Here is a 25,431-nt window from a genome sequence, read left to right as displayed (position 1 = left end):
GTGCCTCAGTGGGCCGGAGCCGTGGTGGAAGAAGCAGTCTGAGCGGCCTGCGCTTTGGTGTACCAGTAGTCGATCACCCAGTCTTCGTATTGATACGACATCGGCACTTTCGCCGGATAGCCAAGCGTCGACTTGTAGCCGATTCGCGCGCCGGGTGCGTAGTATTCCGGCACGAGGTAGAACGAATAGATCAACACGCGATCCAGCGCGCGAGTCGCCGCTTCCAGCTCGTCGAGATTGTTGGCGGAGATCGCGGAGTGGATCAGCGAATCGACGGCTTTCGAGCGGATGCCCGGATAGTTTTCCGAGCCGACTTCCGAGGCCGCCGCACTACCGAATCGACGCGTCAATTCCGAGCCCGGAATCGTCACCGGGGAGTAGATGAAGGTGGTCATGTCGTACTCGAAATTGTCCAGACGCTTCTGGTACAGCGCACTGTCGATCTCGCGCATATGAGCCTGAACGCCGAGCATGCTGAGCGCCTGCATATACGGCAGGATCAGGCGGTCCATGCCGGGCTGGTCGTCCATGATCTCGATCGTCATCGGCGCACCGTTGGCATCGCGCAATGCGCCGTCGCGAAAGTGCCAGCCCGCTTGTGCCAGCAGATCGCGCGCGACCCGCAGATTGCCGCGCAATGTATTCGGCGCAATCGTGTTGGGTTGCTTGAGCATCGGACCGAATACTTCCGGCGGCACGCTACCTCTTAGCGGTTCCAGCAAGGCCAGTTCATTCGGACTCGGCATGCCGGTCGCGCCAAACGGACTTGCTTCGAAATAGCTGCTGGTGCGCCGGTATTGACCGTAGAACATCATCCGGTTCATCCAGTCGTAATCGAATGCCATCGTCAGGGCGTGGCGCACGCGCGGGTCCTGGAACATCGGCTTGCGGATATTCATCAGCAGGCCTTGCATCTGCGCGGGGCCATCGGCGAACTCGCCCTTTTTCAACAGCCCATTGTCGAAGTTCTTGCCGACGTATTTGCGCGCCCATTGGGTTGCGCTGTATTCGACCACGGCATCGGCATCGCCGGCCTTGAATGCTTCGAGTTGTGTGTAATGGTCACGATACAGTTTGAAGGTAATGCGCTCGAATCGGAACATACCGCGACGCGACGGCAAATTCGCCGCCCAGTAGTCGGGATTACGGCGATACACGATCTGCTTGTCGTTCTTGCGCTCTTCGATCAGATAGGCGCCACTGCTGATAGGCGGCGCGATGGCGATCTGATCGAACGGCAGGCGCTTGCCGCTGGGCTGCATGCCCCACTTCGGCGAGAAGATCGGCAGGTCGCCGGCAATCAGCGGCGCGTCACGTTGCGCATGCTTGAAATCGAAGCGGACGGTTTGTTTATCGATCACCGTCGCGCTTTTGATCACCGAGAACTGGGCGTTGAAAAGCGGCGACGCCTGCGGGCTCGTCAACGTGTCGAACGAATATTTGACGTCGGCTGCGGTGATCGGATCGCCATTGGAAAAACGCGCGGCGGGATTGATATGGAAGGTCGCGGAAGTCAGATCGGCGGCCACCTCGACGTCGTTCGCGATCAACGGGTACTCGGAGGCCAACTCGTCCCAACTGCGCTGCATCAGGGTGTCGAACATCAGATTCAGAATGTCCGGAGCGGGCGCACCGCGCACCAGAAACGGATTCAGCGAATCGTAGGTCTGCAGTTCGTTGTAGTTCTCGAAACTGAGCGTGCCGTTGGTCGGCGCATCAGGATTCGCGTAATCGAAGTGCGTGAAATTGGCGGGATATTTGGGCTGGTCGTATTGCGCAATCGCCGGACTTGCCATTGCGTCGCCGGGAGCGAACGTCGCCATCGCGCCAAACAATGCGATCGCCGCCAACGCGGCGCGCCCACCGTTGGCCGGGAATGCGCGGCGGAAGGTTCGCTTCGCGCGCAACGGCCGTAACTTCACGAGTCTTTTCATGGTTCTGCGCGAGGACTCACGCGGGCTTCTGGCCAGCGCGCTCCGTCGGATGGTTCGTCTGGTTGACGCGACGATGCGCACAGTCATCGCTCGCGTTACTCGCCCATGCCGCAACGAACCAGGCCCTGTCGAACAGCAACGCGAGCCCGCAACGCCTTGGCCACCGACTCCCCAAGGGGACTTCCTGCGGGGCGTACTTCACTCTACTGCATCAAAAACGAGGTCGCTCCAGCGCCGTACCGCACGCCGAAGCGACCGTTCCTACCAGGCAATCAGACTACGCTTTCATCAGAACTTGTACGTTGCGCCAACCTGCGCGAAACGACCAATGTACGTATAGACCGACGTGTCGTAGCCCGTCTGATCCAGCGTGCCGTTAGCAAAGATCGGATCGTACGGCGGGATACGATTGAAGATGTTGTCGATACCGCCGTAAATCGTCCAGTGCTTGAAGCCCGTGTACGTCATCATCAGGTTGAACTGGCTGTACGACCCCACCCGGCTCGGTTGCGACGCCAGATTTTGTGCGTACGGACCCGTGAACTGCCACGTCAGCGCTGCGTCGAACTTGTGGTAATTCCAGTCCAGCGTGGTGTTGCCCTTCCAGCGCGGGAAGCTGCCGCCGAACGGTTGGGTGATGGTGTAGTTGTTACCCGCACCATTCACCGGCGCCCCACCCGGCAAGCCGAGCTTGAAGCTGTTCACGTAAGCCCAGTCACCCGACAGGGTGAACATACCGACTGCCGTCGGCAACGACTGACGCAGCGTGCCTTCGAAACCGTTCGTATCGAGGTAGCCCAGGTTCGCGTACGGAATATTGACGTACAGCGTCTGGCCCGTCGTCGGGTCGACAACCGTCGACGAAGGCGCACCCTGGCCGATCACGTTATCGACACGAATCTTGTACCACTCGAGACCGACGTCGGTCGTACGGGTCGGCGACACCTGGAAGCCGATGTCCAGGTTACGTGTGCGTTCGGCCTTCAGGTCCGGGTTACCCTCGGTGATCGACGTGTAATTCTGGCCGGTGGCCTGATCGACCTGAATACCCAGCGTACGCGAATTGCTGTCCTCGACGAACGTCGGTGCACGGAAGCCGCGGTTGTACGAGGTGTACATCGTGAGCGCCGAGACCGGCTGATAGCGAAGCGCAAAGCGCGGCGAGAATGCACCGCCGACATCGCTGTAGTGGTCGTAACGGCCCGACTGGCTGAACGTCAGGTTGCGGATGATAGGAATGTCCAACTGGTAGTACACAGCCGCCACGTTGCGCTGGCCGTTCACCGTCTGGAGATTCGGGTTGATGACGGTACCGTCCGCGAACCCGCCGCCCGGCGTCATGATTTCGCTCTGGTGCGTGAACTGCGCACCGAAGCCGAGACCCACGTCGCCTGCCGGCAGATGGAACAGTTCCGGCGTCGCCAACGTCGCGTCGACCGTATCGAGCTTCGAGATAGCCAGGTTGTTCGCGCTCGTGTACAGACCCACGGACCCGTTGGGGGTGGCCGCCGGATTCGAGAAGTTGTACGTGCCGTTCTGATAAATGTTATTCAGTGCACCGGCGTTCAGCTCGTTCGAGTATTCGTTCGAAACCGTGCTCTGCGAGTGGCTGACCGAGGTCGCCCAATCCCATTCACCGTTCGGCAGATTGAACGAACCCTTGATACCGGTCGACGCGCGCCAGAAGGTCGCGTACGTTTCTTCCGCTACGGCGTTCGGGAACGTGTACGTGAGCGGTGTGTCGACGCCAAACGGGTTGTACTGGTTCGATGCCGGCACCACCGTGTTGAACGGCGAGAGCTGCTTCGTCTGCGGGTTGTACACAAGGGTCGGGGTCTGCGGATTGCCGACCACGTTGACGCCCTGGTTACTGGTGCTCGTGTTGCTGCTGATCAGGAAGTCGCCGAACGCCGTCGTCGCATCGTTGACCTTGAAGTCAGCGTGCAGCTTGGCGTTCAGACGCTCGGTCAGCGGCAGGATCGACAGGCTTTCTGCGGTGTTGGTGCCGCATACCGCGCCGCCCGTCACGCCCGCCGAAGCGATGGAATTGGTGCCTGCAGGGTGAACCGAACTACCCGGCGGACAACCCATCAAGGGCTGTGCCGTGCCGTCCGGCATATTCCAGTACGACGGCGAGAGCAATGACAGTCCGCCCGGCTGCTGCGTGAAATCCTGATTGCGCGTCGAGTCGCGGTCGGCCAGCGTGAAGCCGTTCGACTTGTAGTAGCTCGCGGCGGCCGTCACGTTGAAGCGGTCGGAATTCAGATCGCCGAAACCGCCGAGCACGCCGAATTTGTAGGTGCCGTCGCCGTTACCACCGGTCAGGGCGCTGCCAAGGCTGCCGTCGAGCTGCAGCCCCTGGAAGTCGTGCTTCGTGATGATGTTGACCACGCCTGCGACGGCGTCCGAGCCGTATTGCGACACGGCGCCGGCCTTCACGATTTCGATGCGGTCGATGGAGTTCAACGGCAGCGTATTCAGGTCGAAGAACGAGTCGACGCTGTTCGAGAAGAATGCGAACGGCGCAACGCGCTGACCATCCACCAGTACCAGCGTATATTTTTCGCTCAGACCGCGCAGCGCGATACCTGCCGCGCCTGCCGCAAAGTTGGCGGATTGGCCTTCGCCCCAGCTATTGGCCGAGTTGGCCGAGGTGGTGCGCAGGAAGTCAGCGACGGTCGAAGCGCCGCTATTCTGAATGTCTTTCTGCGAAACCGTCTGGACCTGATTGAAGCCGACCTTGTCGGCGCTGCGAATCAGCGAACCGGTGACTTCGAACTTCTTCAGTTGCGCAACGTTGCCGTTGCCAGTCGCGGTCGCGGGCGTCGCGGCAGTACTTGATGCCGGAGCGGCTGCCGCTGCCGCGGGCTTGCTCTCCGTCGTCGTACCCGCCGCCGTGTCCGCTGCGGCCGGCTGGCTTTGTGCGAACGCCGGAATAGCGATCGCAGCCGACAACGCCAGTTCAGCCCAGATTATTCTTTTGATGGCCAACGCCAATGCCCTTTGTTTCATTTTCCCCTTCCCGCTCGTCAGTAAGGCCACAGCTGTATGTGAAGAGAGGTCTTTTGAACCTCGCCACTCGATATACGGCGATCTTGCGCCGCGCTCCGTTAAAGCCGCTCCGCTCTCTTTCCCACTTTGCATGCTGGTTACCCCTTACCCGGCATGCAAAAAAACAGTCAGATAGACGGAGTACTTCAAATGAATCAGAATCGGACTACTAATTTATTACAAACGAAATGCGCAGCGCTTTCTAATTGATTTCACTTCTTATGCGACACGACACAGGCTGGAGCAATGCGTTGCCCTTCTTCATGCACCTGTCCTTTGCAACCTCAGGTAAAGCTTGAAACACAGAGCGACCGCTTTTTAAAAAAGCGTGGAGTGCGGCTCTAGAACAATCTTGGCGTTCCGACCCATACGAGCACCGCCTCTTCGCGTGCCGTATTGGCCCAGGCATGAGGCACGGTGGACTCGTAATGCGCGGTGTCACCTGCGTGCAACACGAATGTCGTACCTTCTAACGTGAGCGATATCTCTCCGCTCATCACATACAGAAACTCTTCCCCTGCATGCGTCGTGACCTCCGATGGGTTCTGCCCCACCGGCATCTTGACGAGAATGACTTCCAGCTTGCTGCCGACCGACAGATTCGTCAGTCGACCAAAGAGATTGGCACTTCCATCGAAGCCGAAGTACTTCAGCTCGCTTCCTCTACGCACCGATCTGTCTTCAGTCGGCGTGTCGACGAAGTACTGCACCGTGACACCTAAAGCTCGAGCAATACCAACGAGTGACGTAATCGATGGCGTTGCATGCCCGCGTTCCACTTGCGACAAAAACGGCTTGGAAATCCCCGCGGTCTTCGCCACTTCTTCCAGCGTTCGCTTCAGCCGTTGGCGAAGCGCGCGGATTTTGCTTCCTATAGCGACTGCAACATGTGCCTTGTTATCGAGTGGCAAAACCATAGCAAGACAGAATCCCGTAGTCAAAAATAGTTTGATAGAAGCTAATTATGTTTCAACTAATACAACACTCTCCATCAAGTTGCGCGAGCAACCATCGCCGGGTAGCGGCGTGAACCTGCATTCGAGAAGGCGAGCGCGCGCCCGCGCTCTCGACACAGCCATGTTTCGAGCGCGGTTCACCGAATGAAACAAAGTGGAAACGGAGGTTTTACTTCGACGCCACCAGCACCCACAGACGGGCGAGATCCGCCGATCCGTCAGTACCCTTCACAGCGCGGAAGGCCTGGACAGCGCGGGGCTTATCGCCCGCGATGTAGTAGGCAACGCCGAGATGCAACTGCGCCTGGTCCGGATGATCGAGACCGCCCTTTTCGATCGCCGCATCCATTCCAGCGATACCCTGCTTGGCCTGCCCTGCGAACACCTGATTGAAGGCGACGTTGACCGGCGCAACAGGATTGGCCGGATCGGCCGGCGCTTGCGCACGTTTAGCCGCGAGCGCCTGCAGACGCTTCTCGCGATCCGACTGCGCATCGTGACCAAGCACGCCAGACGTAAAGCCCTGATCGATCACCTGTTTGCCTTCGGCGGTCGTACCGGCGACGATCGCCAGTTGCGTCATCTCCATGTAATCGTCGACCGTGGAGAGCGAACCCGTTGCACGACGCAGCCGGTAAGTATCGATATCGAGCGCCGACGAATAGCCCGGCTTGTTGCGGATCGCCGCGAACATATCGTCCCAGTACGACTGCTTCGGGTGATAGGCAACCAGCTTTTCAAGCGTGCTGCGATACGTTGCGTCGTCCTTCACGCGTTGCGCGCAAGTGCCGAGCAACTGCAGTTGCGACTCGTCGGGCGCATGGCCGGCTTTCGCCTGTGCATCGACGGTCGGCTTCAGCAGGCCCACTACGCTCGCGCAATCGTTTGACAGGTAATACGACTGAACCAGCAGGGTGCGCATGTCGGGATCGCCGCCACCCGCTTTCAGATAACGCTGTGCAACTTTGGCAGCTTGCGCGTAGTTCTTTTGCTGGAAGTAGATGCCCGCGAGCGCCGCCGTCGTGCGCTGTTCGTCCGCGCCCGTCAGCTTGCCGGAGCTCAGCAACGTTTCATACGCCTGCGCGGCGATGCCCGTTTCACCCGCCGCCACTGCCGCGGCGCCGCGCATTTCCTCGACCATGGTGCTTTCGTACGGCGTCTTGCCGGGTACGGCCGCCGCCTGGTCGATCTTCGTCAACGCGTCCTTGTACTTGTGCGCGCGATACAGATCCTGCGCGGCATTCAGCGGCTTCGCTACATCAGGCCGCAGCGTGTCGGCGGCATGCGCCGCGAGCGGCAATGCGGTAAGCGCGGACAGCCCACCAAAAGCGGCCGCGATCACGGCGCGCCTGAAGCGTTGATGAATCGTTTGCATTGCCCTTCCTTATTGCATGTACTGCTCGTTGCCGATCAGGCCGATTTTCGTCGCGCCCAGTCGTTGTGCTGACGCCATCACCGCCGCGACATCCTTGTACGGCACCAGCTTGTTCGGCCGCAGATGAATTTCTGCCTGCACCGGTTCGGCCGCCACCTGAGCGAGTTTCGATTCGAGCGCCGCGCGGTCCGGCACGGGCTGGCCGTTCCAGGTCGTGGTGCCGTCGAAGTCGATATCGATCTGCACCACTTCGGGTTGCGTGATCGGCGGCGGCGGATTGCCGACCGGCAAGTTCATCTTGATGGCGTGCGTCTGGATTGGAATCGTGATGATCAGCATGATCAGCAGCACCAGCATCACGTCGATCAGCGGCGTGGTGTTGATGTCGACCATCACATCCGGTTCGCTACCGCCACCCGACGATACGTTCATTCCCATGATCGTCTCCTGTCGATCGGACTTCGCGCTGTGGCGCCTCGTCCGATCTCATGCAAAGTTAGCCGCCGCGTGCCGGCGGCTCGGTGATAAACGAAACCTTCGCGATACCAGCGCGCTCGCACTCGGTAATGACCCGGCCGATGAATTCATAACGCGCGCTCTGGTCGCCGCGAACATGCACTTCCGGTTGCGGCGTCATGACCGACACGGTTTTCAGGCGTGCCAGCAGCGTAGGCGCATCGACCTGCTTCTCGTTCCAGAAGAAGTCGCCGTCGCGGTTGACCGCGATGACGATGCTCTTCGGCGTGGTTTGCAGCGGCTGGATCGTCTCCTTCGGCAGCTGCACCGGCACCGTATGCGTCACTACCGGAATCGTGATCAGAAAGATGATCAGCAGGACCAGCATCACGTCGACGAGCGGCGTAGTGTTGATACTGGAGATGACCTCGTCGTCGTCGTCCTGCCCAACGCTCATTGCCATGACGGACTCCGCTTATTGGGCCAGCGAGGTTTCGCGAGCCGTGGCGCGCGCCGAGCGGCGGCTGCCGGCCAGCAGAACAGTGTGCAGTTGTGCGCCGAAGCCACGCACACGTTCCATCACCGACTTGTTGCGACGAACCAGGAAGTTGTAGCCGAGCACCGCGGGCACAGCCACTGCCAGACCGATTGCGGTCATGATCAGCGCTTCACCCACCGGACCCGCGACCTTGTCGATCGATGCCTGGCCGGCGATACCGATTGCCGTCAGTGCGTGATAGATACCCCACACCGTACCGAACAGACCGACGAACGGTGCCGTCGAGCCGACCGTGCCGAGAAAGGCCAGGCCGTCTTGCAGACGATTCGACACATTGGTGATCGCGCGCTCGACCGACGTATCGATCCAGGTATTGCGGTCGACTGCTTCGAGCAGGGCTTCGTCGTGATGCTCGCCTGCTTCGATAGCCGTTTCGGCGATGAAGCGGAACGGCGACGCTTCGTCGAGCAGCCTGGCGCCTTCAACCAGCGACGGCGCGGTCCACAACTGTTCTTCGGCGCTCTTCGCGCGGCGGTTCGCACGGAACTGCTCGACGAACTTGGTGATCATGATGTACCAGCTGCCCATCGACATCAGCACCAGCAGAATCAGGACGAAGCGTGCGACGAAGTCGCCGTTCTTCCAGAGCGCGCCAAGGCCGTAGGGGTTGCTGACCGTTTCCGAGGTAGCCGGCGCCGGCGGCGGCACGGCGTCGTCGGTTGCCGCGCTCGCGGTTTGCGGTGCTGCGGTGGCCGGCGCCGTGGCTGCCGACGCGGTTGCGTCGCTAGCCTGCGCGTGGGCCATATGCGGTGCTACAAAGGTATCCACCGTGGTTACGGCGAACAACATGGTTGCCGCCAGTGCGGCGAGAGTACGCTTCTTCATGCCTGCTCCAAGTTCATTAGTACAACTTCTAAACTAAGACTGATAAATCGCTACCGGTACCGAACAGCCTGTGGGATCAGTTCAGGTTAAACGAGAACGGAACTTGCACACGGACAGCCTGGCCTTGGGAAACGCACGTGAACTGCTTGACCGCGTTGAACGCAGCGCGATCCAGCGAGGAATCGTCTGCCGATTTGGCAACACGTTCATTCGTAATATGGCCTTGCGGGTCGACAACGAATTCAATGAGCACATCACCCGTCACGTTGTTTTCCTGTGCTTCCTTCGGATAGCGGATCGACGAACGGATCTGATCCGAGTTCGGGCACACGACGCCAACTTCGGCACTCACGGGCTTGCTCGGTGCGGGCGGGGCCGGCGGTGCGGGCGGAGCCACGGCAGGCGCCGACACGACCGGCGCAGCCTGGTGCGTGATAGTCGGCTGCGGCGGCGTTTGCACCTGCACTTCCGGCGGCGGCACGAACGGCGGCGGCGGCGGCGCGAACTTCGGCGGCGGCAATTGCACGGTCGGCAACGGCGGCGGAGGCGGCGGCTTCACCGGCTCGATGATCTTCGTTTCGATGGGGTGCTGGATGACTTGCACGACCTTGGTGGCGAGGCCGTTGATAAGTGCATAGATCAGCACGATATGCAGGAGCAGAACAACTGCGATGCCGCCAAAGCGGCGTACTGGGTTTTGTTGCTTGCGCCCAAACTCGCGTGGGCGTCCTGGCCGTTCCATCCGGGCCGTTGCTGCCGGAAATTGCCCTTCAACTTTCGTACCCACCTTTACTCCTCCGGCGTGAACCGTCCATTTCTGTAACTGCAGTGCGCTTTCTTACCGCCAACATCCTTTACTTCGACCGACCCGATCAATCTGACTGCATTGATTTGTAGTCCAAAATTCCTGTATTGCCGATCCACCTGGATTGATCGGCACGAGCGCGTCGGCGTTCGCCAGGCGTAACGACGCCTTGACTGGCTCGGCACCAATCTAGGTAGAACTACTAATAGATTAAATATGACCCGCCCGTTCTCTTGCCGCATGAACGCAGAAGACAACGTAATGGATGTCCGCGATGGCGCCTGGGACTTTTTGCGCGAACGTCACATTCGTTTCATGGGAGGCAACGATAGCAGGACAAAAAATGTACGGTCAAACTTTTTTTGATGCCAGCATACTTAGTTTAGAAAGAACCCTCTAACTAACACTGGATTTCCGCCGCTTTAAAAGAAAAAGCGTATGTCGGACAGATGCGGAGACCGCTTATCGCGGCTCGATACTTGGGACGCGGCCACTCTCACGGAGCGACGCAAAAGCATTCACGACAGCTGGCAGGATGCTTCGATCTTATGCCGCAGAGCCCGCCGGACGGGCCTTGCACGGAGGATGCATAACAGCCTGACGGGATCGCCAGCCGGATCCTCGCTGCGATGATCGGACAGCAAAACGAGGCTTCGACTGAAGGCGAGAAGATAGCAGAAGAAAAACGGGCTTTGAATTTCTTTTTAGGGCTATTTACGACACTTCAAATAGGCATGGCGATTACGTCTTTTGACTAATTACAAATCAATTGAATTAAATTACACATAGCTTACGCATAGACGAGCGATGCAATTCGTCACAAGCGGCGCAATTCCGGTAAATTGCGCCGCTCCGCCCTTTTACCCGTTAGTACCCTCGCCTTTCGCCGTCATCGCGCCGTGTTGCGTTCGCGCGAGCACGGGTCGCAATGCCGCTCCGGTGTGGCTCGCAGCGACACGGGCCAGCCCTTCGGGATCGGTGGCTGCGACGATCGTCCCGCCGCCCACACCGCCTTCCGGACCGAGGTCGATGATCCAGTCCGCCTCGGCAATCACATCGAGATCGTGCTCGATGACGACAACACTATGGCCGCCGTCCGCGAGACGATGGAGCACGCGGATCAGCTTGGCGACGTCCGCCATATGCAGGCCGACCGTGGGCTCATCCAGCACATAAAGTGTATGCGGCGGCTTCTGACCACGACGCGTAATGTCGTCGCGCACCTTGCTCAGCTCAGTGACGAGCTTGATCCGCTGCGCTTCGCCACCCGACAAGGTGGGCGACGGCTGACCCAGCGTGAGATACCCGAGCCCGACATCCTTCATCAACTGCAACGGATGCGCGATGTTCGAGATCGGCGCGAAGAATTCGACGGCTTCGTCGATCTCCATCGTAAGAACGTCGCCGATATTTTTGCCGCGCCACGTCACCGCGAGCGTCTCCGGGTTGAAGCGCTGGCCGTGACACACATCGCACGGCACCTTCACGTCCGGCAGGAAGCTCATGCCGATCGTGCGCACGCCCTGACCCTCGCACGCCGGGCAACGCCCGTCGCCGGTGTTGAACGAGAAGCGCGACGCCGTATAGCCGCGCGCGCGCGCTTCGAGCGTGCCCGCGAACAGCTTGCGGATTGCGTCCCACACGCCGATGTAGGTAGCGGGACACGAACGCGGCGTCTTGCCGATCGGTGTCTGATCGACTTCCAGCACGCGGTCGATAGGCTCCCATCCGGTGATCGAATCGCAGCCTTGCCACGCATGCGTCACGTTCAACGGCGCACGCGGCGCACTACGCGCCAACACGCTCGAGCGCCGGTTGGCGGCCGGCTTTTCTTCAGCCGCCGCGCGCGCCCGCCGGGTGGCCGGCGAGGACATCACGGAGCGGCCGACGGCATCCAGCAGATTGGCCATGAGCACGTCGCGCGCCAGCGTCGATTTGCCCGAGCCGCTCACGCCCGTGACCGCCACGAGTCGCGACAACGGAATCCCGACCGTGACGTCACGCAGGTTGTGCAATCGGGCGCCATGCACGGTCAGCCAGTGCTCCGGCACCGCCGCCGTGCGCCTGCTCGCCGCAACCACCGTGCGACGCGGCTGCAACGGATGCACGATCGGGTTCGCGAGGAACTGGCCGGTCAGTGAGTCCGGCTGCGCCGACAGATCGGCCACGCTGCCTTGCGCGACCAGCGTGCCGCCGCGCTTGCCCGCGCCAGGCCCGATATCGATGATGTGATCGGCCCGCCGGATCGTATCTTCATCATGCTCGACGACCACCAGCGTGTTGCCCTTCTCACCGAGCTTGCGCAACGCGTTCAGCAGGATCTGGTTGTCGCGCGGATGCAGACCGATGGTCGGCTCATCGAGCACGTAGCACACGCCTTGCAGGTTGCTGCCGAGTTGCGCGGCCAGCCGGATACGCTGCGCCTCGCCACCGGAAAGACTCGGCGCCGCGCGATCGAGGCTCAGATAGCCGAGCCCGACTTCTTCGAGGAATTGCAGACGGCTGCCGATCTCGCTGATGACGTCCCGCGCAATTTCCGCATCGCGGCCGGTCATCTCCAGTGAATCGATCCAGGCGCGCGTCTCGGACACCGTCCATTGGGCGACGTCGACGATCGCCTGCGAATCGAACGTGACCGCGCGCGCCGTCGGATTCAGCCGCGTGCCCGCGCAATCCGGACACGGTTCGTCCGCGAGTCCTTCGGGTTCCTGCTCTTCCGACGGCAAGCTTTGCTCGCGACCGCGGTTGTCGTCGGCGACGATCGTGTCGTCGTAGGCAGCGCGTTGCTCTCGCGTCAGCGCGAGGCCCGTGCCGACGCAGGTCGTGCACCAGCCGTGCTTGCTGTTGTACGAGAACATGCGCGGGTCGAGCTCCGGATAGCTCGTGCCGCACACCGGACAGGCGCGCCTGGTGGACAGCACCTTGACGGCGCCAAGTTTCGACGTGGGCCGGCCGCCGCTGATCGCGTCGTGCAGGCCGTCGAGCGGCGTCAGCAGATGCATCACACCCTTGCCCACTTCAAGCGTCTGGTCGAGCGCCTGGCGCAATTCGGCCTCATGGTCCGCCGATACGACAAGGTCGGCCACCGGCAGTTCGATCGTATGCTCGCGGAAACGGTCGAGCTTCGGCCACGGGTCCACCGGCACGAATTCGCCATCCACGCGCAGATGCGAATTGCCGCGCGCTTTCGCCCATTTCGCGAGATCGGTATAGACCCCCTTGCGGTTCACCACCAGCGGCGCGAGGAAACCGACATGCTGCCCCTTGTGATCGCGCAGCAACTGCGCCGCGATCGATTCGACGCTTTGCGCCGTGACCGGCGTGCCATCGTGAATACAGTGCTGCAAACCGAGCTTCACGTACAACAGACGCAGGAAATGCCACACCTCGGAAGTCGTGGCGACCGTGCTCTTGCGACCGCCGCGCGACAGACGCTGCTCGATCGCGACCGTCGGCGGAATGCCGTAGACGGCATCGACCTCAGGCCGCCCCGCCGGTTGCACGATGGAACGGGCATAGGCATTCAGCGATTCGAGATAACGCCGCTGCCCTTCGTGGAACAGGATGTCGAAGGCCAGGGTGGACTTGCCCGACCCGGACACGCCGGTAATGACATTGAACTTGCCGTGCGGAATGTCGACGTCGAGCGCCTTCAGGTTGTGCTCGCGCGCATTGACGATGCGCACCACGTCCTCGCCCTCGATCGCCCGGCGCGCACGTGCCGCGCTCAGCGCCTTCTGCAGCGGTATGCCCTGCGACGCCGGTTCGGCGGCCGCGCCCATCGCACGATCGTATTGCAGCAGCGCCTCGCCGGTATGCGATTCCGGACATTGCTTGACGTGGTCCGGCGTGCCGGCGCACAGCACCCGGCCGCCGCCATCGCCCCCTTCTGGACCGAGATCGATCAGCCAATCCGCAGCGCGGATCACGTCGAGATTGTGTTCGATCACGATCAGCGAATGACCGCTTGCCAGCAGCTTGCCGAACGCCTGCATCAGCTTGGCGATGTCGTCGAAATGCAAACCCGTGGTAGGTTCGTCGAACATGAAAAGACGCTTCGCGACGGGCTGTTTCGCGCTGCGCGCCGTGCGCGGCTGCGCCGATTCCGCAAGGAAACCGGCCAGTTTGAGCCGTTGCGCTTCGCCACCGGAGAGCGTCGGCACGGGCTGGCCTAGCTTCACGTATTCAAGCCCCACGTCGACGATTGGCTGGAGCACACGCAGTACTTCGGCATCCTTCCCGAAATAGGCGATCGCCTCACTCACGGTCAATTCGAGTACGTCGGCAATGCTCAACGCGCGCGCCGGCTCGCCGCGCTCGATCTTCACTTCGAGCAGTTCCGCGCGATAACGGCGGCCGTCGCAATCCGGACAGCGCAGGTACACGTCGCTCAAAAACTGCATTTCGATATGTTCGAAACCCGAGCCGCCGCAGGTCGGGCAACGCCCGTCGCCCGAGTTGAAACTGAACATGCCGGGGCCGTAACCCCGTTGTTGCGCGAGCGGCGCCTTGGCGAACAGCTTGCGGATCTCGTCGAACGCGCCCACGTAACTGGCCGGGTTCGAGCGGGCCGTTTTGCCGATCGGCGACTGGTCGACGAACACGACGTCGGTGACCTGATCGGCGCCGCTCAGGCTCCTGAACGCGCCGGGCGATTCGGTCGCGAGTCCGAAATGCCGCGCCATGGCTGGATACAGGACGTCTTGCAGCAGCGTGGATTTGCCGGAGCCCGACACCCCCGTGACGCAGACGAGCCGCTCCAGCGGAATCTCGACCGTGACGTCGCGCAGATTGTGTTCCGTCGCGCCTTCGAGCACGATGCGCGGCGTGCCGGGCTCGACTGGCCGTTGCGTCCAGTGCGCCGCATCGGCCACATGCCGGCGGCCGGCGAGATACTCGCCGGTCAGCGTGCCCGACGAACGGATCGCTTCGGGCACGCCGTCGTAAATGATCGAACCGCCGCGTTCGCCCGGCCCCGGACCCATGTCGATCAGACGATCGGCCGCCAGCATCACCGACGGATCGTGCTCCACCACCACCAGCGTATTGCCCGCATCACGCAGACGATGCATGGCTTCGACGATCCGGTTCAGATCGCGCGGATGCAGCCCGATGCTCGGCTCGTCGAGCACGAACAGCGTCTTGGTGAGCGATGTGCCGAGCGCCGTGGTCAGGTTGATCCGCTGGACCTCACCGCCCGACAGCGTGCGGCTTTGCCGGTCGAGCGTCAGATAACCGAGGCCGACGTCGCACAAGTACTTGAGACGCGTGCGTACTTCGGCCAGCAGCAGCTTGAGCGCGTCGTCGAGCAAGGCGCTCGGCAGGCTGATTTCGTCGAAGAAACGGCGGATGCGCTCGATCGGCATCAGCATCAGATCGTGCACGGTCAGTCCCGGCACGGCTTCGAGCTGGGCACGGCTCCATTCGACGCCGCGCGGCATGAAACGCCGGGCCGGCGGCAGGACGTCGTCCGCATTCGCCTTGCTGCCGAGGCGCCACAACAGCGATTCGGTTTTCAGACGCGCGCCGCCGCAGGTTTCACACGGCGTATAGCTGCGATATTTCGACAGCAGCACGCGAATATGCATCTTGTACGCTTTCGATTCGAGATACTCGAAGAAGCGTTTGACGCCGTACCAATGTGTTTGCCACTTGCCGTTCCACTCCGGCGACCCGTTGATGACCCAGTCACGCTCGGCGTCCGTCAGCTCGCCCCACGGCGTGCCACGGCGAATCCCGGCTTTCGCCGCGTAGCGCATCAGATCGTCCTGGCACTCCTTCCAGGCGGGCGTTTGCATCGGCTTGATCGCGCCTTCGCTCAACGTCTTGCGCGCGTCCGGAATCACCAGCCCGAGGTCGACGCCGATCACGCGGCCGAAACCGCGGCACACTTCGCAGGCACCGTAGGCCGAGTTGAACGAGAACAGCGCCGGCTGTGGATCGGCGTAGCGCAAATCGCTTTCGGGACTGTGCAAGCCCGTGGAGAAACGCCAGATGGCGGGCTGCGCCGGCTGGCTTTCCGGTGCCTCGGGTGTGGCGGGCAGCACGTAGACATTGACCCGGCCGCCGCCGCGCTTGAGCGAGGCTTCGATCGCCTCGACCGCGCGTTGCCTGTCGACCGCACGCAGACGGAAGCGGTCGGCCACCACGTCGAGCAGCTTGCGTTTGCCGGTGGGCGAATCCACCTCGCGCTGCGCCTGCACGCGCGTGTAGCCGCTCGCCGACAACCACTGCTCCACTTCCTGCTCGGAAGCCGACTCGGGCAACTCCACCGGGAACGTGACGACGAGGCGCGGATCGTCTTGCGCGGTGCGTTCGAGCAACTCGGCGTAGATCGTTTCCGGGGTGTCGTGACGCACCGGCTGCGCGGTCTTGCGGTCGAACAGCTCGGCCGCGCGCGCGTACAACAGCTTCAGGTGGTCGTTGAGCTCCGTCATGGTGCCGACGGTGGAGCGCGAACTGCGCACCGGGTTGGTCTGGTCGATCGCAATCGCCGGCGGCACGCCGTCGACCCGGTCGACTTGCGGCCGGTCCATGCGATCGAGAAACTGCCGGGCGTAGGCGCTGAAAGTTTCGACGTAGCGCCGCTGCCCTTCCGCATAAAGCGTATCGAACACGAGGCTCGACTTGCCGGAACCGGACGGACCGGTTACGACCGTCATCTCGCCGGTTCTTACGTCGAGATCGACGTTCTTGAGGTTGTGCTGGCGCGCGCCGCGAATCTTGATGATGCCGTTAGATGCCAATTTTTCCGACCGTCTGAATGAGTGGGCCACCTCTCACGGACGCCTCGCGACCGCGCAAGTTCAGTGCAAATGGCCGGCAGCACGCTCACGCCAGGCCCAGCTTGCAACGGGATACTATACTGTATATTTATACAGTTTTCCACGACACGGCGCGCCGCGATGGCGGCCGCGCTGGCGTTCGCGGCCCACTTGCGCGGTGCGGCTAGCCGTAGAGGCGTTCCACACCCGATTGGGCGACGGCTACCGGTTGCGCCGCCGGGGCCGGCACTTCGCCCAACGCCGCGCGGTCGCCCAGCGCATACGCTACGCAGCGCCGCGCCAGCACGTCGGTCGGATCGACCAGCCGCACCACCAGCCCGCCTGGGCAGGCAAGTGTGGCGTCGCGCGCCAGCAGCGGCAGCTCGGTGCAGCCCAGTACGATCACCTGCACGCCTTGAGCCACCAGGTCGTTGACCGCCACAGCGAGGTCGTCGGCACATTCGCCGGCGGTGTAGCCGGCTTTGACGCCCTTTGGCCCGTAGATGGCATTCATCAGGCGCGCCTGCGCGGACGCCGAGGGCGTGATCTGGGCAAAGCCGCGCGCTTCGAGCGATTGCTGGTAGACGCAGCTGGCGAGCGTGCCCGAGGTGGCCAGCACGCCGATCTCGCGCAGGCCCGGAAAGGTGTCACGCAGATAATCGGCGGTACAGGTCAGCATATTCACGATCGGAATGCCGAGCGACGGCTGAATCCGTTCGACAAACGCGTGCGCCGTGTTGCACGGAATCGCGATCAGATCGGCGCCGCCGTCTTCCAGTGTCCTGCAGGCGGCATAGAGCGCGAGCGTCGGATCGGCGCCGTCGTCGAGTAACGCCGCGGTGCGGTCGGGAATCTGCGGGTTCTGCTCGACCATGACCTTGAGATGATCCTGATCGCAGGCAGCCGGCGTATTACGCACCAGCTTGGCCATGAAATCGACGGTCGCAGCCGGGCCGAGTCCGCCCACCACGCCTACCTTGAAACGACGCTCCCGTTGCGCATAGTTCGCTGCCGCCACGTAGCGCGCATAGACCCGATTGGTGTCGATGACCGGCACCTCGAATGCGCCGAGCAGACGGTCGACCAGCGCGATTTCCGCGAGCCCCGGCACGATGAGCTCGGCGCCCTGCGCGATCAGATCGGCACAGGCCGCACGCAGCAACTCGACCGGGCGCCCAAAAAAGCAGCCGCTGCGGATGCCCTGCTCGCCGAACACCGCGCTCGTCACGCAGTCGATACCCGCATCGAGTCGTGGGTGCATCACCGCGACATGCGCGGCGTCGAAGTAGCGCTCGAAGAGGCCATTGCCGCGAATCGCGTCCGAGGTCAGCACGCCGACCCGGCACACCGACGGAAACGCCTGCCGCACGTGCGCCGTCAGCGCGCTCATGATGTTGGCGATCGGCACGGTGAGGTTGGCCGAGAGTTCGTCGATGAAGGTGTGGCTGAGGAAGCACGGCAGGACGATCGCGTCGACACCACGCTTCTCGAAAGCGCGCAGGTTGTCAAAGACATGAATCTTGAACTGCGCGCTCGCCGTTCGTTGCGAGGCCGGCCCGGACCAGGCGCGCTGCTCCAGTACGAGATCGAACGGCAACGCCGCGCCGTGATGCGGCGCGGCGCAGGTCATTCGGCTCAGCACGTCGGCACTGGCCAGTTGCGCTGCGCCGGTCACCACGCCCAGCGAACGATAGCGATTCATGATGACTTCCCCTGTCGTTTTCTCCGCCTGCCTCGATGGTAGGCGGCTTTTGTGCGCCTGAGGATGACATTATGTCGACCGAGTATGACGTGGGGTTAACCACGAACCCGCATTTCCTTACGTTTTGCAGCGAGCGCCAGCAGCGAACTTTTGCAGCAAGCCTTTGCAGCCACTTTGCCCAGTGGCCCTAACGGCAATCGTTCCCGGCCCCCTCAGGCGACCTCCGCCATGGCAGGCGCCGCGCCGCGTTTGCGACGCTCGAGCGTGCCGATGCATACCAGCGAGATCCCGGCCAGCACGCTGTAGAACACGGCCAGCGGCCACCACGCGCCCGGATAGCGGTGCGCGAGCACGGTGCCGATCAGCGGCGTCAAACCGCCGGCCAATGCCGCGCAGACCTGGTACGACAATGAAATCGCCGAATAGCGGACGCGCACGGGGAAGGCCGTCGACATGAAGCCCGCCATCACCGCGTACGAACTCGACATGCACATCACCGCGAGCGCAATGCCGATTACGATCGCCACCGGCCGACCGGTCGAGACGAGCGCGAACATCGGATAAGGCGAGAGCATCGCGAGCGCCGCCGCACCCTTCAGGAAGCGGCCCGTGCCGATGCGTTGCGCGAACCATCCCGAGCCCAGTTGTGTAAACAACTGAATGAACGCCACCACGAACAGACAGTCGAGAATCAGCGAGCGGTCGAGGCCCAGGGTCTGGGTCGTGTAATTGAGCATGAAGGTGTTGACGAACCACGCGCCCGCCACCCCGATCACGTTCGCGCCCAGGCATAACAACAAGGTGCGCCACGCGTCGCGCACCACTTCGGCGACCGGCAACGCGGCGACGCGTCGCTGCGCCTTGAGCGCCTTGAATTCCGGCGATTCGTCGACGCCCGCGCGGATCAGCAGGCCGACCACCAGCAGCACTGCGCTTGCGATGAACGGCAAGCGCCAGCCCCAGCTGAGAAACGCCGCCTTATCCATCGACGCCACCGCGCGAAACGCCACCAGCGAGAGAATCAGTCCGGCCGGACTGCCGAGTTGCGCGAACGACGCGAAGAAAGTGCGACGTCCTTGCGGCGCATGTTCGCTCGCCATCAGCACCGCGCCGCCCCACTCGCCGCCGATCGCGACGCCCTGTGCGACGCGCAGCAGCACGAGCAGGACCGGCGCCCAGATGCCCGCACTGGCATAGGTGGGCAGGAAACCAATGCCGACCGTGCCGACGCCCATGATCGCCAGCGTCGCGACGAGGGCCTTCTTGCGACCGATGCGGTCGCCCAGATGCCCGAACACGAGGCCACCGAACGGCCGCGCGAAAAAGCCCACCGCGAAGGTGCCGAACGAAGCCAACGTCGCGAAGAACGGATCGCTGCCGGGAAAGAACAGCTTGCCGAAAATCAGCGCGGACGCCGTGGCATAGATATAAAAGTCATACCACTCGATGGTCGTGCCGACGAAGGCCGCGGCTGCGGCGCGGGTCGGTTGCCGGACGGCGGCGTGTTCGTCTGATTCGCGGTTCATGTCGGTGTCTCCAGAATCGTTGTTTTGGGTGGCGCAGCCTCTGCGTGCCGCTAACCGGGAAACAGCAGGGAAAATCACGGCGTCCGGGCTTTTTCCAATTCGCCCTTGAGGACGCCCGCTTCGAACAATTGCTGCTGCGTAGCTGCGTCGATACCCAGGCCGTCGAGCACTTCGCGCGTGTCCGCGCCGAGCGCGGGTGGCGCGCTGCGATAGGAAGCTGGCGTGCGCGACAGCTTGATCGGCGATGCGGTGCCGCGATACTCGCCCAGTTCGACCACCATGCCGCGATGCAAAGTGTGCGGATGGCGCGCCACCACATCGACCGTTTGCACGGGGCCGCACGGCACACCCGCGTTGATCAACGCATGCGCGAGCGGCTCGCAGTCGTGCGCTGCCAGCAGGCTTTCGAGCGCCGCTTTCAAAGGCTCGCGATGCGCGCAGCGGCTGCGATTGTCCACATAGCGCGGATCGTCGGCGAGTTCAGGTGCGCCGAGATGCGCGCACAATCGCGCGAATTGCCGGTCGTTGCCTACCGCGAGGAAGATCGGTGCAGTGGCGGTGCAATAGCTGTCGTAAGGCGTGATGTTGGGATGCGCGTTGCCGCTACGCTGCGGAGTGCGCCCCGAGCCGAAATAATTCGGCAGATGCGGATGCAGCAGCGACACGCCGCAGTCGTACAAGGCGATATCGATCGACTGCCCGCGCCCGCTCTTCACCCGCTCGGCCAGCGCGAGCAGGATGCCGGCAAGCGCGTTCAGGCCGGTCACCATGTCGACCACCGGCAAGCCGACCCGCGTAGCCGGGCCGTCGCGCTCGCCGTTGACGCTCATCAGGCCGGTCATCGCCTGAATCGCGGCGTCGTAACCGGGCAAGCCGCCGAGCGGACCATCCGGGCCAAAGCCCGACACCGCGCAATGGATCAGTTTGGGAAAGCGCTCGCGCAGATCGCGCTCGTAGTCCATGCCCCAGCGCGCCAGCGTGCCGGGCTTGAAGTTTTCGACCAGCACGTCGGCGTCTTCGAGCAACTTCCAGAGAATCGCGCGGCCTTCGTCGCGTGAGAGGTCGATGGCGATGCCCTGCTTGTTGCGGTTCACGCCCGCGAAGTACCACGCGGTGTCGCCATAGAACGGCGGGCCCCAGCCACGGGTTTCGTCGCCGTCGGGCGGTTCGAGCTTGACTACCGTAGCACCGTGATCGGCGAGCGCCTGCGTGCAGTACGGGCCGCCCAATACGCGACTCAAGTCGATCACCTTGATGCCTTGCAGCGCGCCTTGCGGACGTTGTACGCCGCTGTCGAGGGTTGCGGTCATTGCACACTCCCTGCCGGCAATATTGCCTGCGCCTGCTCCAGCGTGACGCTGCGCCCGTTGACCAATGCGTCGAGCACCGCGCCTTCGTCCGGTGCGCCCTGCACGTCGAGCGGATCGAATGGCAACAGCTTGTGACGCAGAATCAGATGACTCAACGCAAGACGCCGATAATCCGGCGCGAGGCGCATGCCTTCGCAGGCCATCAGCACCGCCGTGCTCACGTGATACAGCGCGCTCCCCGCCTGACGCACCCATTCGTCATGGCCGGATTCGGCGACGCTCATCAACGCATCGCAGGCGCGCGTCAGCGTCGAGCGCAGCAGCGCGAGGCTCGTCGCGGGCAAACCCGCCGTGCCGAGCAGGTCCTGCAAATACGTGCGCAACGGTTCGAGCGCGCCGTCGCGTTTCGCCGCACGTGCGACGTCGAGCGCGACGATGTTGCTGGTGCCTTCCCAGATCGAGCCGAGATGCGCGTCGCGCACGAGCCGCGCGTCGCTCCATTCTTCGATATAGCCGGTGCCGCCGCGCACTTCCATCGCGTCGCCGGTCACGCGGCGCGCGTCGCGGCAGGCGCGGAACTTGATCAGCGGCGTGAGAATGCGCACGCATTTGGCTGCTTGCCGGTCGCCCGCGTCGGCCTTTTCCAGCAGCATGGCGATCTGCATGAACATCGAACGAGCCTGTTCGGCCGGCAACATCATCTTGAGCAACTGACGCTGCATCAGGGGCATGTCGATCAGCTTGCGGCCGAACGCCTCGCGATTGCGCGCGACATGCAGCGCCTCGGTCAACGCACGTCGCATCAAGCCCGCTGCCCGCACGCCGTTCGACAGACGCGACATGTTGATCATGTCGGCCATCTGATGAAAACCACGCCCCACTTCGCCGATCAGATACGCGAGCGCGCCTTCCAGCACGATCTCGCCGCTCGCCATCGAGCGACTGCCGAGCTTGTCCTTCAGACGCACGATCCGGTAGTGATTAAGCGTGCCGTCCGGCAGCGTTTTCGGCAGCAGGAACAAGCCGAGGCCGTTGATGCCCGGTGGCGCATCGTCGACCCGCGCGAGCACCATCGCCAGGTCGGCGTCGGCGTTCGAGCAGAACCATTTATCGCCGTACAGACGCCAGCCTTTCTCGCCGTGCGTGTCGTCCTCCCAGGCTGCGCGTGTCGCAATGCGCGCGACGTCGGAGCCCGCCGCCTGTTCGGTCATGAACATGGCCCCCTGAAACAGCGTGTCGAAATCGCGCGAGGCGAGCATCGGCAGAAAACGTGCGACCAGTTCGGGCGCCCCGAACTTGCGCAATGTGCGCGTGAGCGAATCGGTCATGCTGACGGGACAGCACAAGCCGAATTCCGCCTGCACGAAGAGGAAGGTCAGCGCATATTTGACGAGCGGCGGCGGCGCTTTTTTGCCGTCCACGGTGGCGTGGCTCATCGACGCCAGACCTAACTCCGCATAAGCCACGCGTTCGAGCGCGACGTAATCCGGATGCTTGTCGATACTCTGGAGCGCTTCGCCACGCCGCGTGCGATGCCGCAATTGAGGCGGATTTTTATCGGCGGACAGCGCCCAGATATCGAGTTCATCCGAGGCACGCTGTCCCAGCGAAACCAGCTGGCTCTCGAGTTCCTGAAACAGGGTGTCGCCGAGATGCAGCCTGAGCAGGCCCGCAAAGTCGGGATCGTTCGTGAAAAAGTTGAGGCCCCGGCTGTCGGGAATGTTGGACGCGCCGTATGCCGGCTGCGCGGTGAAATCGCTCATGCTTGTCTCCTTTGTGGATGCAGCATAGAAGCGGCTTCGATAATCGTCTAATACAACTTATATCCGGTACGATAGACGCAGCTTATCGATCGGAACGAGGAGACCGCCGTGGACCTGAAGCAATTGCGCTATTTCGTGGCGGTCGCCGAGGAATTGCATTTCGGCCGCGCGGCCAAGCGGCTCTTCATTTCGCAGCCCGCGCTCAGCTTCGACATTCGCAAATTCGAAGAGCAACTCGGCGTGCAACTGCTCGCGCGCAACAACAAAACGGTTTCGCTGACCAATGCCGGCCAGGTGCTGCTCGGCGAGGCGCGCCGCCTGTTGTTACAGGCAAGCGAGGCGGAACGCATCACGGTGCGTTCCGCGCACGGACTCGCGGGGCGTCTACGGATCGGTTTCGTGAACTCGATGCTGTACCGCGGTATGCCGCAGGCGGTGAGCCGTTTCGAGGCCGATTATCCGGGTGTCGAAATCGTCCTGAAGGAAATGAATACCAGCGAGCAGGTGCATGCAATCCAGCGCATGCAGATCGACATGGGTTGCGCGCATTGGGGCAACTTCCCATCCGATGTGATTTCCACACCGATGTTTTCCGAGCCGTTTCTATGTTGCCTGCCGGTCGATCATCCGCTGGCCGGCAAGCGCAAGATCGATCTGGCGGCGTTGGCACAGGAGCCGTTCATCCTGTTTCCGCGCACCGTGTCGCCGCATTATCACGATCTGATCATCGCGCAGTGCGTCGGCGCCGGGTTTAGTCCGTTGATCCGCCACGAGGCCCGCTTGTGGCAAACCGTGGTGACGATGGTCGGCTTCGGCATGGGCGTCGCGCTGGTGCCCTATACGTTGCGCCAGGTGCAGGACCCACGGGTCTGTTTTCTGCCGTTGAAGGGCGACACGCTGTTATCGCAGGTGTTGCTGTTGCGCAGAAGCGGCGATGCGGAGCCGGTCGCGGACCGCTTCGTCGATTACCTCAGGGACGCCGGCGGCGAGCCGCGCAAAGCGCTTCAGGCTTCGCCTTCGCGGCGTCCGTCGTAAGCGGTCAGCAGACGATGGGCGATCATGTCCACGGCCGGCTTGACGAGGCCGTTCTTGTCGGTCCACACCTTCGGGGTGATAGTGCCGCTCAGCGCGACGCTGTCCGCGTCGGCCAATGCCAGCAACGCGGTTTGCACGTCGTCGTCGAAAGCAATCACATTGACGAAAATCGTGTCGCCGTCATTGGTGGTTGCGCGCACCTTGCAGGTGACAAAACGCCTGCCGTTCTGCCCCGTGCGAATCTGCGCCTCGCCATACAACCGCCCGCCCACCAATCCATCGATCATCGCCCTGCTCCTGTTATCACTGATCGTGCACGAGCCGAATCGCCCGGCACGGTGCGTATGATCCCACGAGAAGGCCTGTCACGCGCCGATGATCATATCCACGCCGCGCACGAGGCGTTTGGCGAGCCGCGGTTGCCGCAACTGGTCGAGCCACCATTGCAGTGCGCGGCCCTCGTGATCGCCGCGCCAGGCGACATACAGCACGTTCGGCTCGCGCGGATCGGCCGTGACTTTTTCGATCAGCTCCCCGCGCTTCAATAGCGACGCCACCCGCTGACGCGGCAACCAGCCCACGCCGAGGCCGTCGCGTTGCGCGAGAATCTTGGCGCGCATGGACGGCACCGCCAGCGATACCTGCCCGCCGATCAAACCATACGCACGCCCCGCCGTCGCGCGCGACGAATCCGCCACCACGACCGCGCGATGCTCGATGATCCGCTCACGTCCGAGCGGCCCTTCGACGCCCGCCAGCGGATGGCGCGGCGACACCGCGAACACCCACTCCATCACGCCGAGTTCGAACCAGCGCAAGCCGGGAATCGCCGGCGGCTCGTTGGTGGCGCCGACGATCAGATCGGCGCGGCCGTCGCGCAATGCCTCCCATGTGCCGCTCAAGACTTCGTGCGTGAAGCGCAGTTTGACGCCGGAGTCGAGCGCGTCGAACGCGCGCACCACGGGCATTAGCAGTTCGAATTCGAGAATCTCGTCCGTGACCACCCAGAGACGGTCTTCCCAACCGCTTGCGATCTGCCGTACGCGCTGTGTCATGCGCGACATGTCGAGCATCAGACGCGCGGCTTCGTCGGCGAGCAGCTGGCCGGCGGGGGTCAGTTGCAGGCGATAGCGGCGCCGGTCGAACAGCAAGGCGTCGAAGCGTGTTTCGAGTTGCCGGGCGGCATGCGACACCGTCGACGGCGCCTTGCCGAGGCGCGCCGCCGCGCGTGACAGGCTACCGGTTTCGCGAATCGCGTCGAGCAGAGCCAGTTCGTCTTCTGACAACATGTTCCATTCCTTCGAACGAGTTCATCGGAAAGATGGTACGGCATGGCGCTTGCAATGGTCCATCATGGCTGTCATGGCACA

Annotated in this window: 16 protein-coding genes; 1 reads left to right on the top strand and 15 read right to left on the bottom strand. The window is 62.7% G+C overall.

The window, feature by feature from the left end; translation table 11 throughout:
• Nucleotides 1-5 precede the first annotated feature (5 nt).
• The 13 genes from FQ705_RS16085 to FQ705_RS16025 all read right to left on the bottom strand — a co-directional run bounded on the left by FQ705_RS16085 (nt 6) and on the right by FQ705_RS16025 (nt 23,026).
• Complete coding sequence (locus tag FQ705_RS16085; RefSeq protein WP_144143543.1) at nt 6-1,823, bottom strand: extracellular solute-binding protein; 1,818 nt, start codon at nt 1,821-1,823, stop codon at nt 6-8.
• A 399-nt stretch (nt 1,824-2,222) separates the two neighbouring features.
• Nucleotides 2,223-4,946, bottom strand: a complete 2,724-nt coding sequence (locus FQ705_RS16080) for a TonB-dependent receptor (protein ID WP_144142751.1) — start codon at nt 4,944-4,946, stop codon at nt 2,223-2,225.
• Between the two features lie 380 nt (nt 4,947-5,326).
• Entirely contained in the window at nt 5,327-5,902 is a 576-nt protein-coding gene (locus FQ705_RS16075) for a helix-turn-helix domain-containing protein (RefSeq protein ID WP_144142749.1), read from the bottom strand.
• 208 nt (nt 5,903-6,110) lie between these two features.
• Nucleotides 6,111-7,316 carry a tetratricopeptide repeat protein gene (locus FQ705_RS16070; RefSeq protein ID WP_144142747.1) on the bottom strand — a complete coding sequence of 402 codons (1,206 nt, stop codon included), beginning with the start codon at nt 7,314-7,316 and terminating at the stop codon, nt 6,111-6,113.
• Nucleotides 7,317-7,325: 9 nt separating this feature from the next.
• Entirely contained in the window at nt 7,326-7,754 is a 429-nt protein-coding gene (locus FQ705_RS16065; RefSeq protein ID WP_144142745.1) for an ExbD/TolR family protein, read from the bottom strand.
• A gap of 58 nt (nt 7,755-7,812) precedes the next feature.
• Complete coding sequence (locus FQ705_RS16060) at nt 7,813-8,235, bottom strand: ExbD/TolR family protein (protein ID WP_144142743.1); 423 nt, start codon at nt 8,233-8,235, stop codon at nt 7,813-7,815.
• A gap of 12 nt (nt 8,236-8,247) precedes the next feature.
• Nucleotides 8,248-9,156 carry a MotA/TolQ/ExbB proton channel family protein gene (locus FQ705_RS16055; protein WP_144142741.1) on the bottom strand — a complete coding sequence of 303 codons (909 nt, stop codon included), beginning with the start codon at nt 9,154-9,156 and terminating at the stop codon, nt 8,248-8,250.
• Between the two features lie 76 nt (nt 9,157-9,232).
• Nucleotides 9,233-9,943, bottom strand: a complete 711-nt coding sequence (locus tag FQ705_RS16050) for an energy transducer TonB (protein ID WP_144142739.1) — start codon at nt 9,941-9,943, stop codon at nt 9,233-9,235.
• An 878-nt stretch (nt 9,944-10,821) separates the two neighbouring features.
• Entirely contained in the window at nt 10,822-16,707 is a 5,886-nt protein-coding gene (gene uvrA, locus FQ705_RS16045) for an excinuclease ABC subunit UvrA (RefSeq protein WP_144142737.1), read from the bottom strand.
• A gap of 202 nt (nt 16,708-16,909) precedes the next feature.
• Nucleotides 16,910-18,427, bottom strand: coding sequence for an amino acid racemase (locus tag FQ705_RS16040; RefSeq protein WP_144142735.1), 1,518 nt, complete (start codon nt 18,425-18,427; stop codon nt 16,910-16,912).
• A gap of 212 nt (nt 18,428-18,639) precedes the next feature.
• Nucleotides 18,640-19,953, bottom strand: a complete 1,314-nt coding sequence (locus FQ705_RS16035; RefSeq protein WP_144142733.1) for an MFS transporter — start codon at nt 19,951-19,953, stop codon at nt 18,640-18,642.
• Nucleotides 19,954-20,027: 74 nt separating this feature from the next.
• The gene (locus FQ705_RS16030) at nt 20,028-21,263 is read right to left on the bottom strand and encodes a CaiB/BaiF CoA transferase family protein (protein WP_144142731.1); all 1,236 of its coding nucleotides are present in this window, start codon (nt 21,261-21,263) and stop codon (nt 20,028-20,030) included.
• Nucleotides 21,260-23,026, bottom strand: coding sequence for an acyl-CoA dehydrogenase family protein (locus FQ705_RS16025; protein WP_144142729.1), 1,767 nt, complete (start codon nt 23,024-23,026; stop codon nt 21,260-21,262). Before FQ705_RS16025 ends, FQ705_RS16030 begins: the two co-directional genes overlap by 4 nt.
• Nucleotides 23,027-23,134: 108 nt before the next feature.
• Between FQ705_RS16025 and FQ705_RS16020 the strand changes: the two genes are divergently transcribed.
• Nucleotides 23,135-24,061 carry a LysR family transcriptional regulator gene (locus FQ705_RS16020; RefSeq protein ID WP_144142727.1) on the top strand — a complete coding sequence of 309 codons (927 nt, stop codon included), beginning with the start codon at nt 23,135-23,137 and terminating at the stop codon, nt 24,059-24,061.
• Here FQ705_RS16020 and FQ705_RS16015 read toward each other — a convergent pair.
• Complete coding sequence (locus tag FQ705_RS16015; protein ID WP_144142725.1) at nt 24,031-24,348, bottom strand: single-stranded DNA-binding protein; 318 nt, start codon at nt 24,346-24,348, stop codon at nt 24,031-24,033. The two genes, FQ705_RS16020 and FQ705_RS16015, sit on opposite strands and share 31 nt — an antisense overlap.
• Before the next feature lie 78 nt (nt 24,349-24,426).
• A complete protein-coding gene (locus FQ705_RS16010; RefSeq protein WP_144142723.1) occupies nt 24,427-25,350 on the bottom strand; it encodes a LysR family transcriptional regulator in 924 nt (307 codons plus the stop codon).
• Nucleotides 25,351-25,431 lie beyond the last annotated feature (81 nt).

Origin of the sequence: Paraburkholderia sp. BCC1884 (genome assembly GCF_900996225.1) — a bacterium.
In the GTDB taxonomy this organism is placed as follows: domain Bacteria; phylum Pseudomonadota; class Gammaproteobacteria; order Burkholderiales; family Burkholderiaceae; genus Paraburkholderia.
The sequence above is the reverse complement of the archived record's forward strand: the minus strand, read 5'-3'. Positions and strand labels throughout refer to the sequence as shown.

Coding starts and splice junctions, on each gene's coding strand:
- FQ705_RS16055 (WP_144142741.1), bottom strand. CDS start 9,156: ATGAAGAAGCGTACTCTCGCCGCACTGGCGGCAACCATGTTGTTCGCC.
- FQ705_RS16015 (WP_144142725.1), bottom strand. CDS start 24,348: ATGATCGATGGATTGGTGGGCGGGCGGTTGTATGGCGAGGCGCAGATT.
- FQ705_RS16040 (WP_144142735.1), bottom strand. CDS start 18,427: ATGAATCGCTATCGTTCGCTGGGCGTGGTGACCGGCGCAGCGCAACTG.
- FQ705_RS16010 (WP_144142723.1), bottom strand. CDS start 25,350: ATGTTGTCAGAAGACGAACTGGCTCTGCTCGACGCGATTCGCGAAACC.
- FQ705_RS16065 (WP_144142745.1), bottom strand. CDS start 7,754: ATGGGAATGAACGTATCGTCGGGTGGCGGTAGCGAACCGGATGTGATG.
- FQ705_RS16060 (WP_144142743.1), bottom strand. CDS start 8,235: ATGGCAATGAGCGTTGGGCAGGACGACGACGACGAGGTCATCTCCAGT.
- FQ705_RS16035 (WP_144142733.1), bottom strand. CDS start 19,953: ATGAACCGCGAATCAGACGAACACGCCGCCGTCCGGCAACCGACCCGC.
- FQ705_RS16085 (WP_144143543.1), bottom strand. CDS start 1,823: ATGGCGACGTTCGCTCCCGGCGACGCAATGGCAAGTCCGGCGATTGCG.
- FQ705_RS16080 (WP_144142751.1), bottom strand. CDS start 4,946: ATGAAACAAAGGGCATTGGCGTTGGCCATCAAAAGAATAATCTGGGCT.
- FQ705_RS16025 (WP_144142729.1), bottom strand. CDS start 23,026: ATGAGCGATTTCACCGCGCAGCCGGCATACGGCGCGTCCAACATTCCC.
- FQ705_RS16070 (WP_144142747.1), bottom strand. CDS start 7,316: ATGCAAACGATTCATCAACGCTTCAGGCGCGCCGTGATCGCGGCCGCT.
- FQ705_RS16030 (WP_144142731.1), bottom strand. CDS start 21,263: ATGACCGCAACCCTCGACAGCGGCGTACAACGTCCGCAAGGCGCGCTG.
- FQ705_RS16075 (WP_144142749.1), bottom strand. CDS start 5,902: ATGGTTTTGCCACTCGATAACAAGGCACATGTTGCAGTCGCTATAGGA.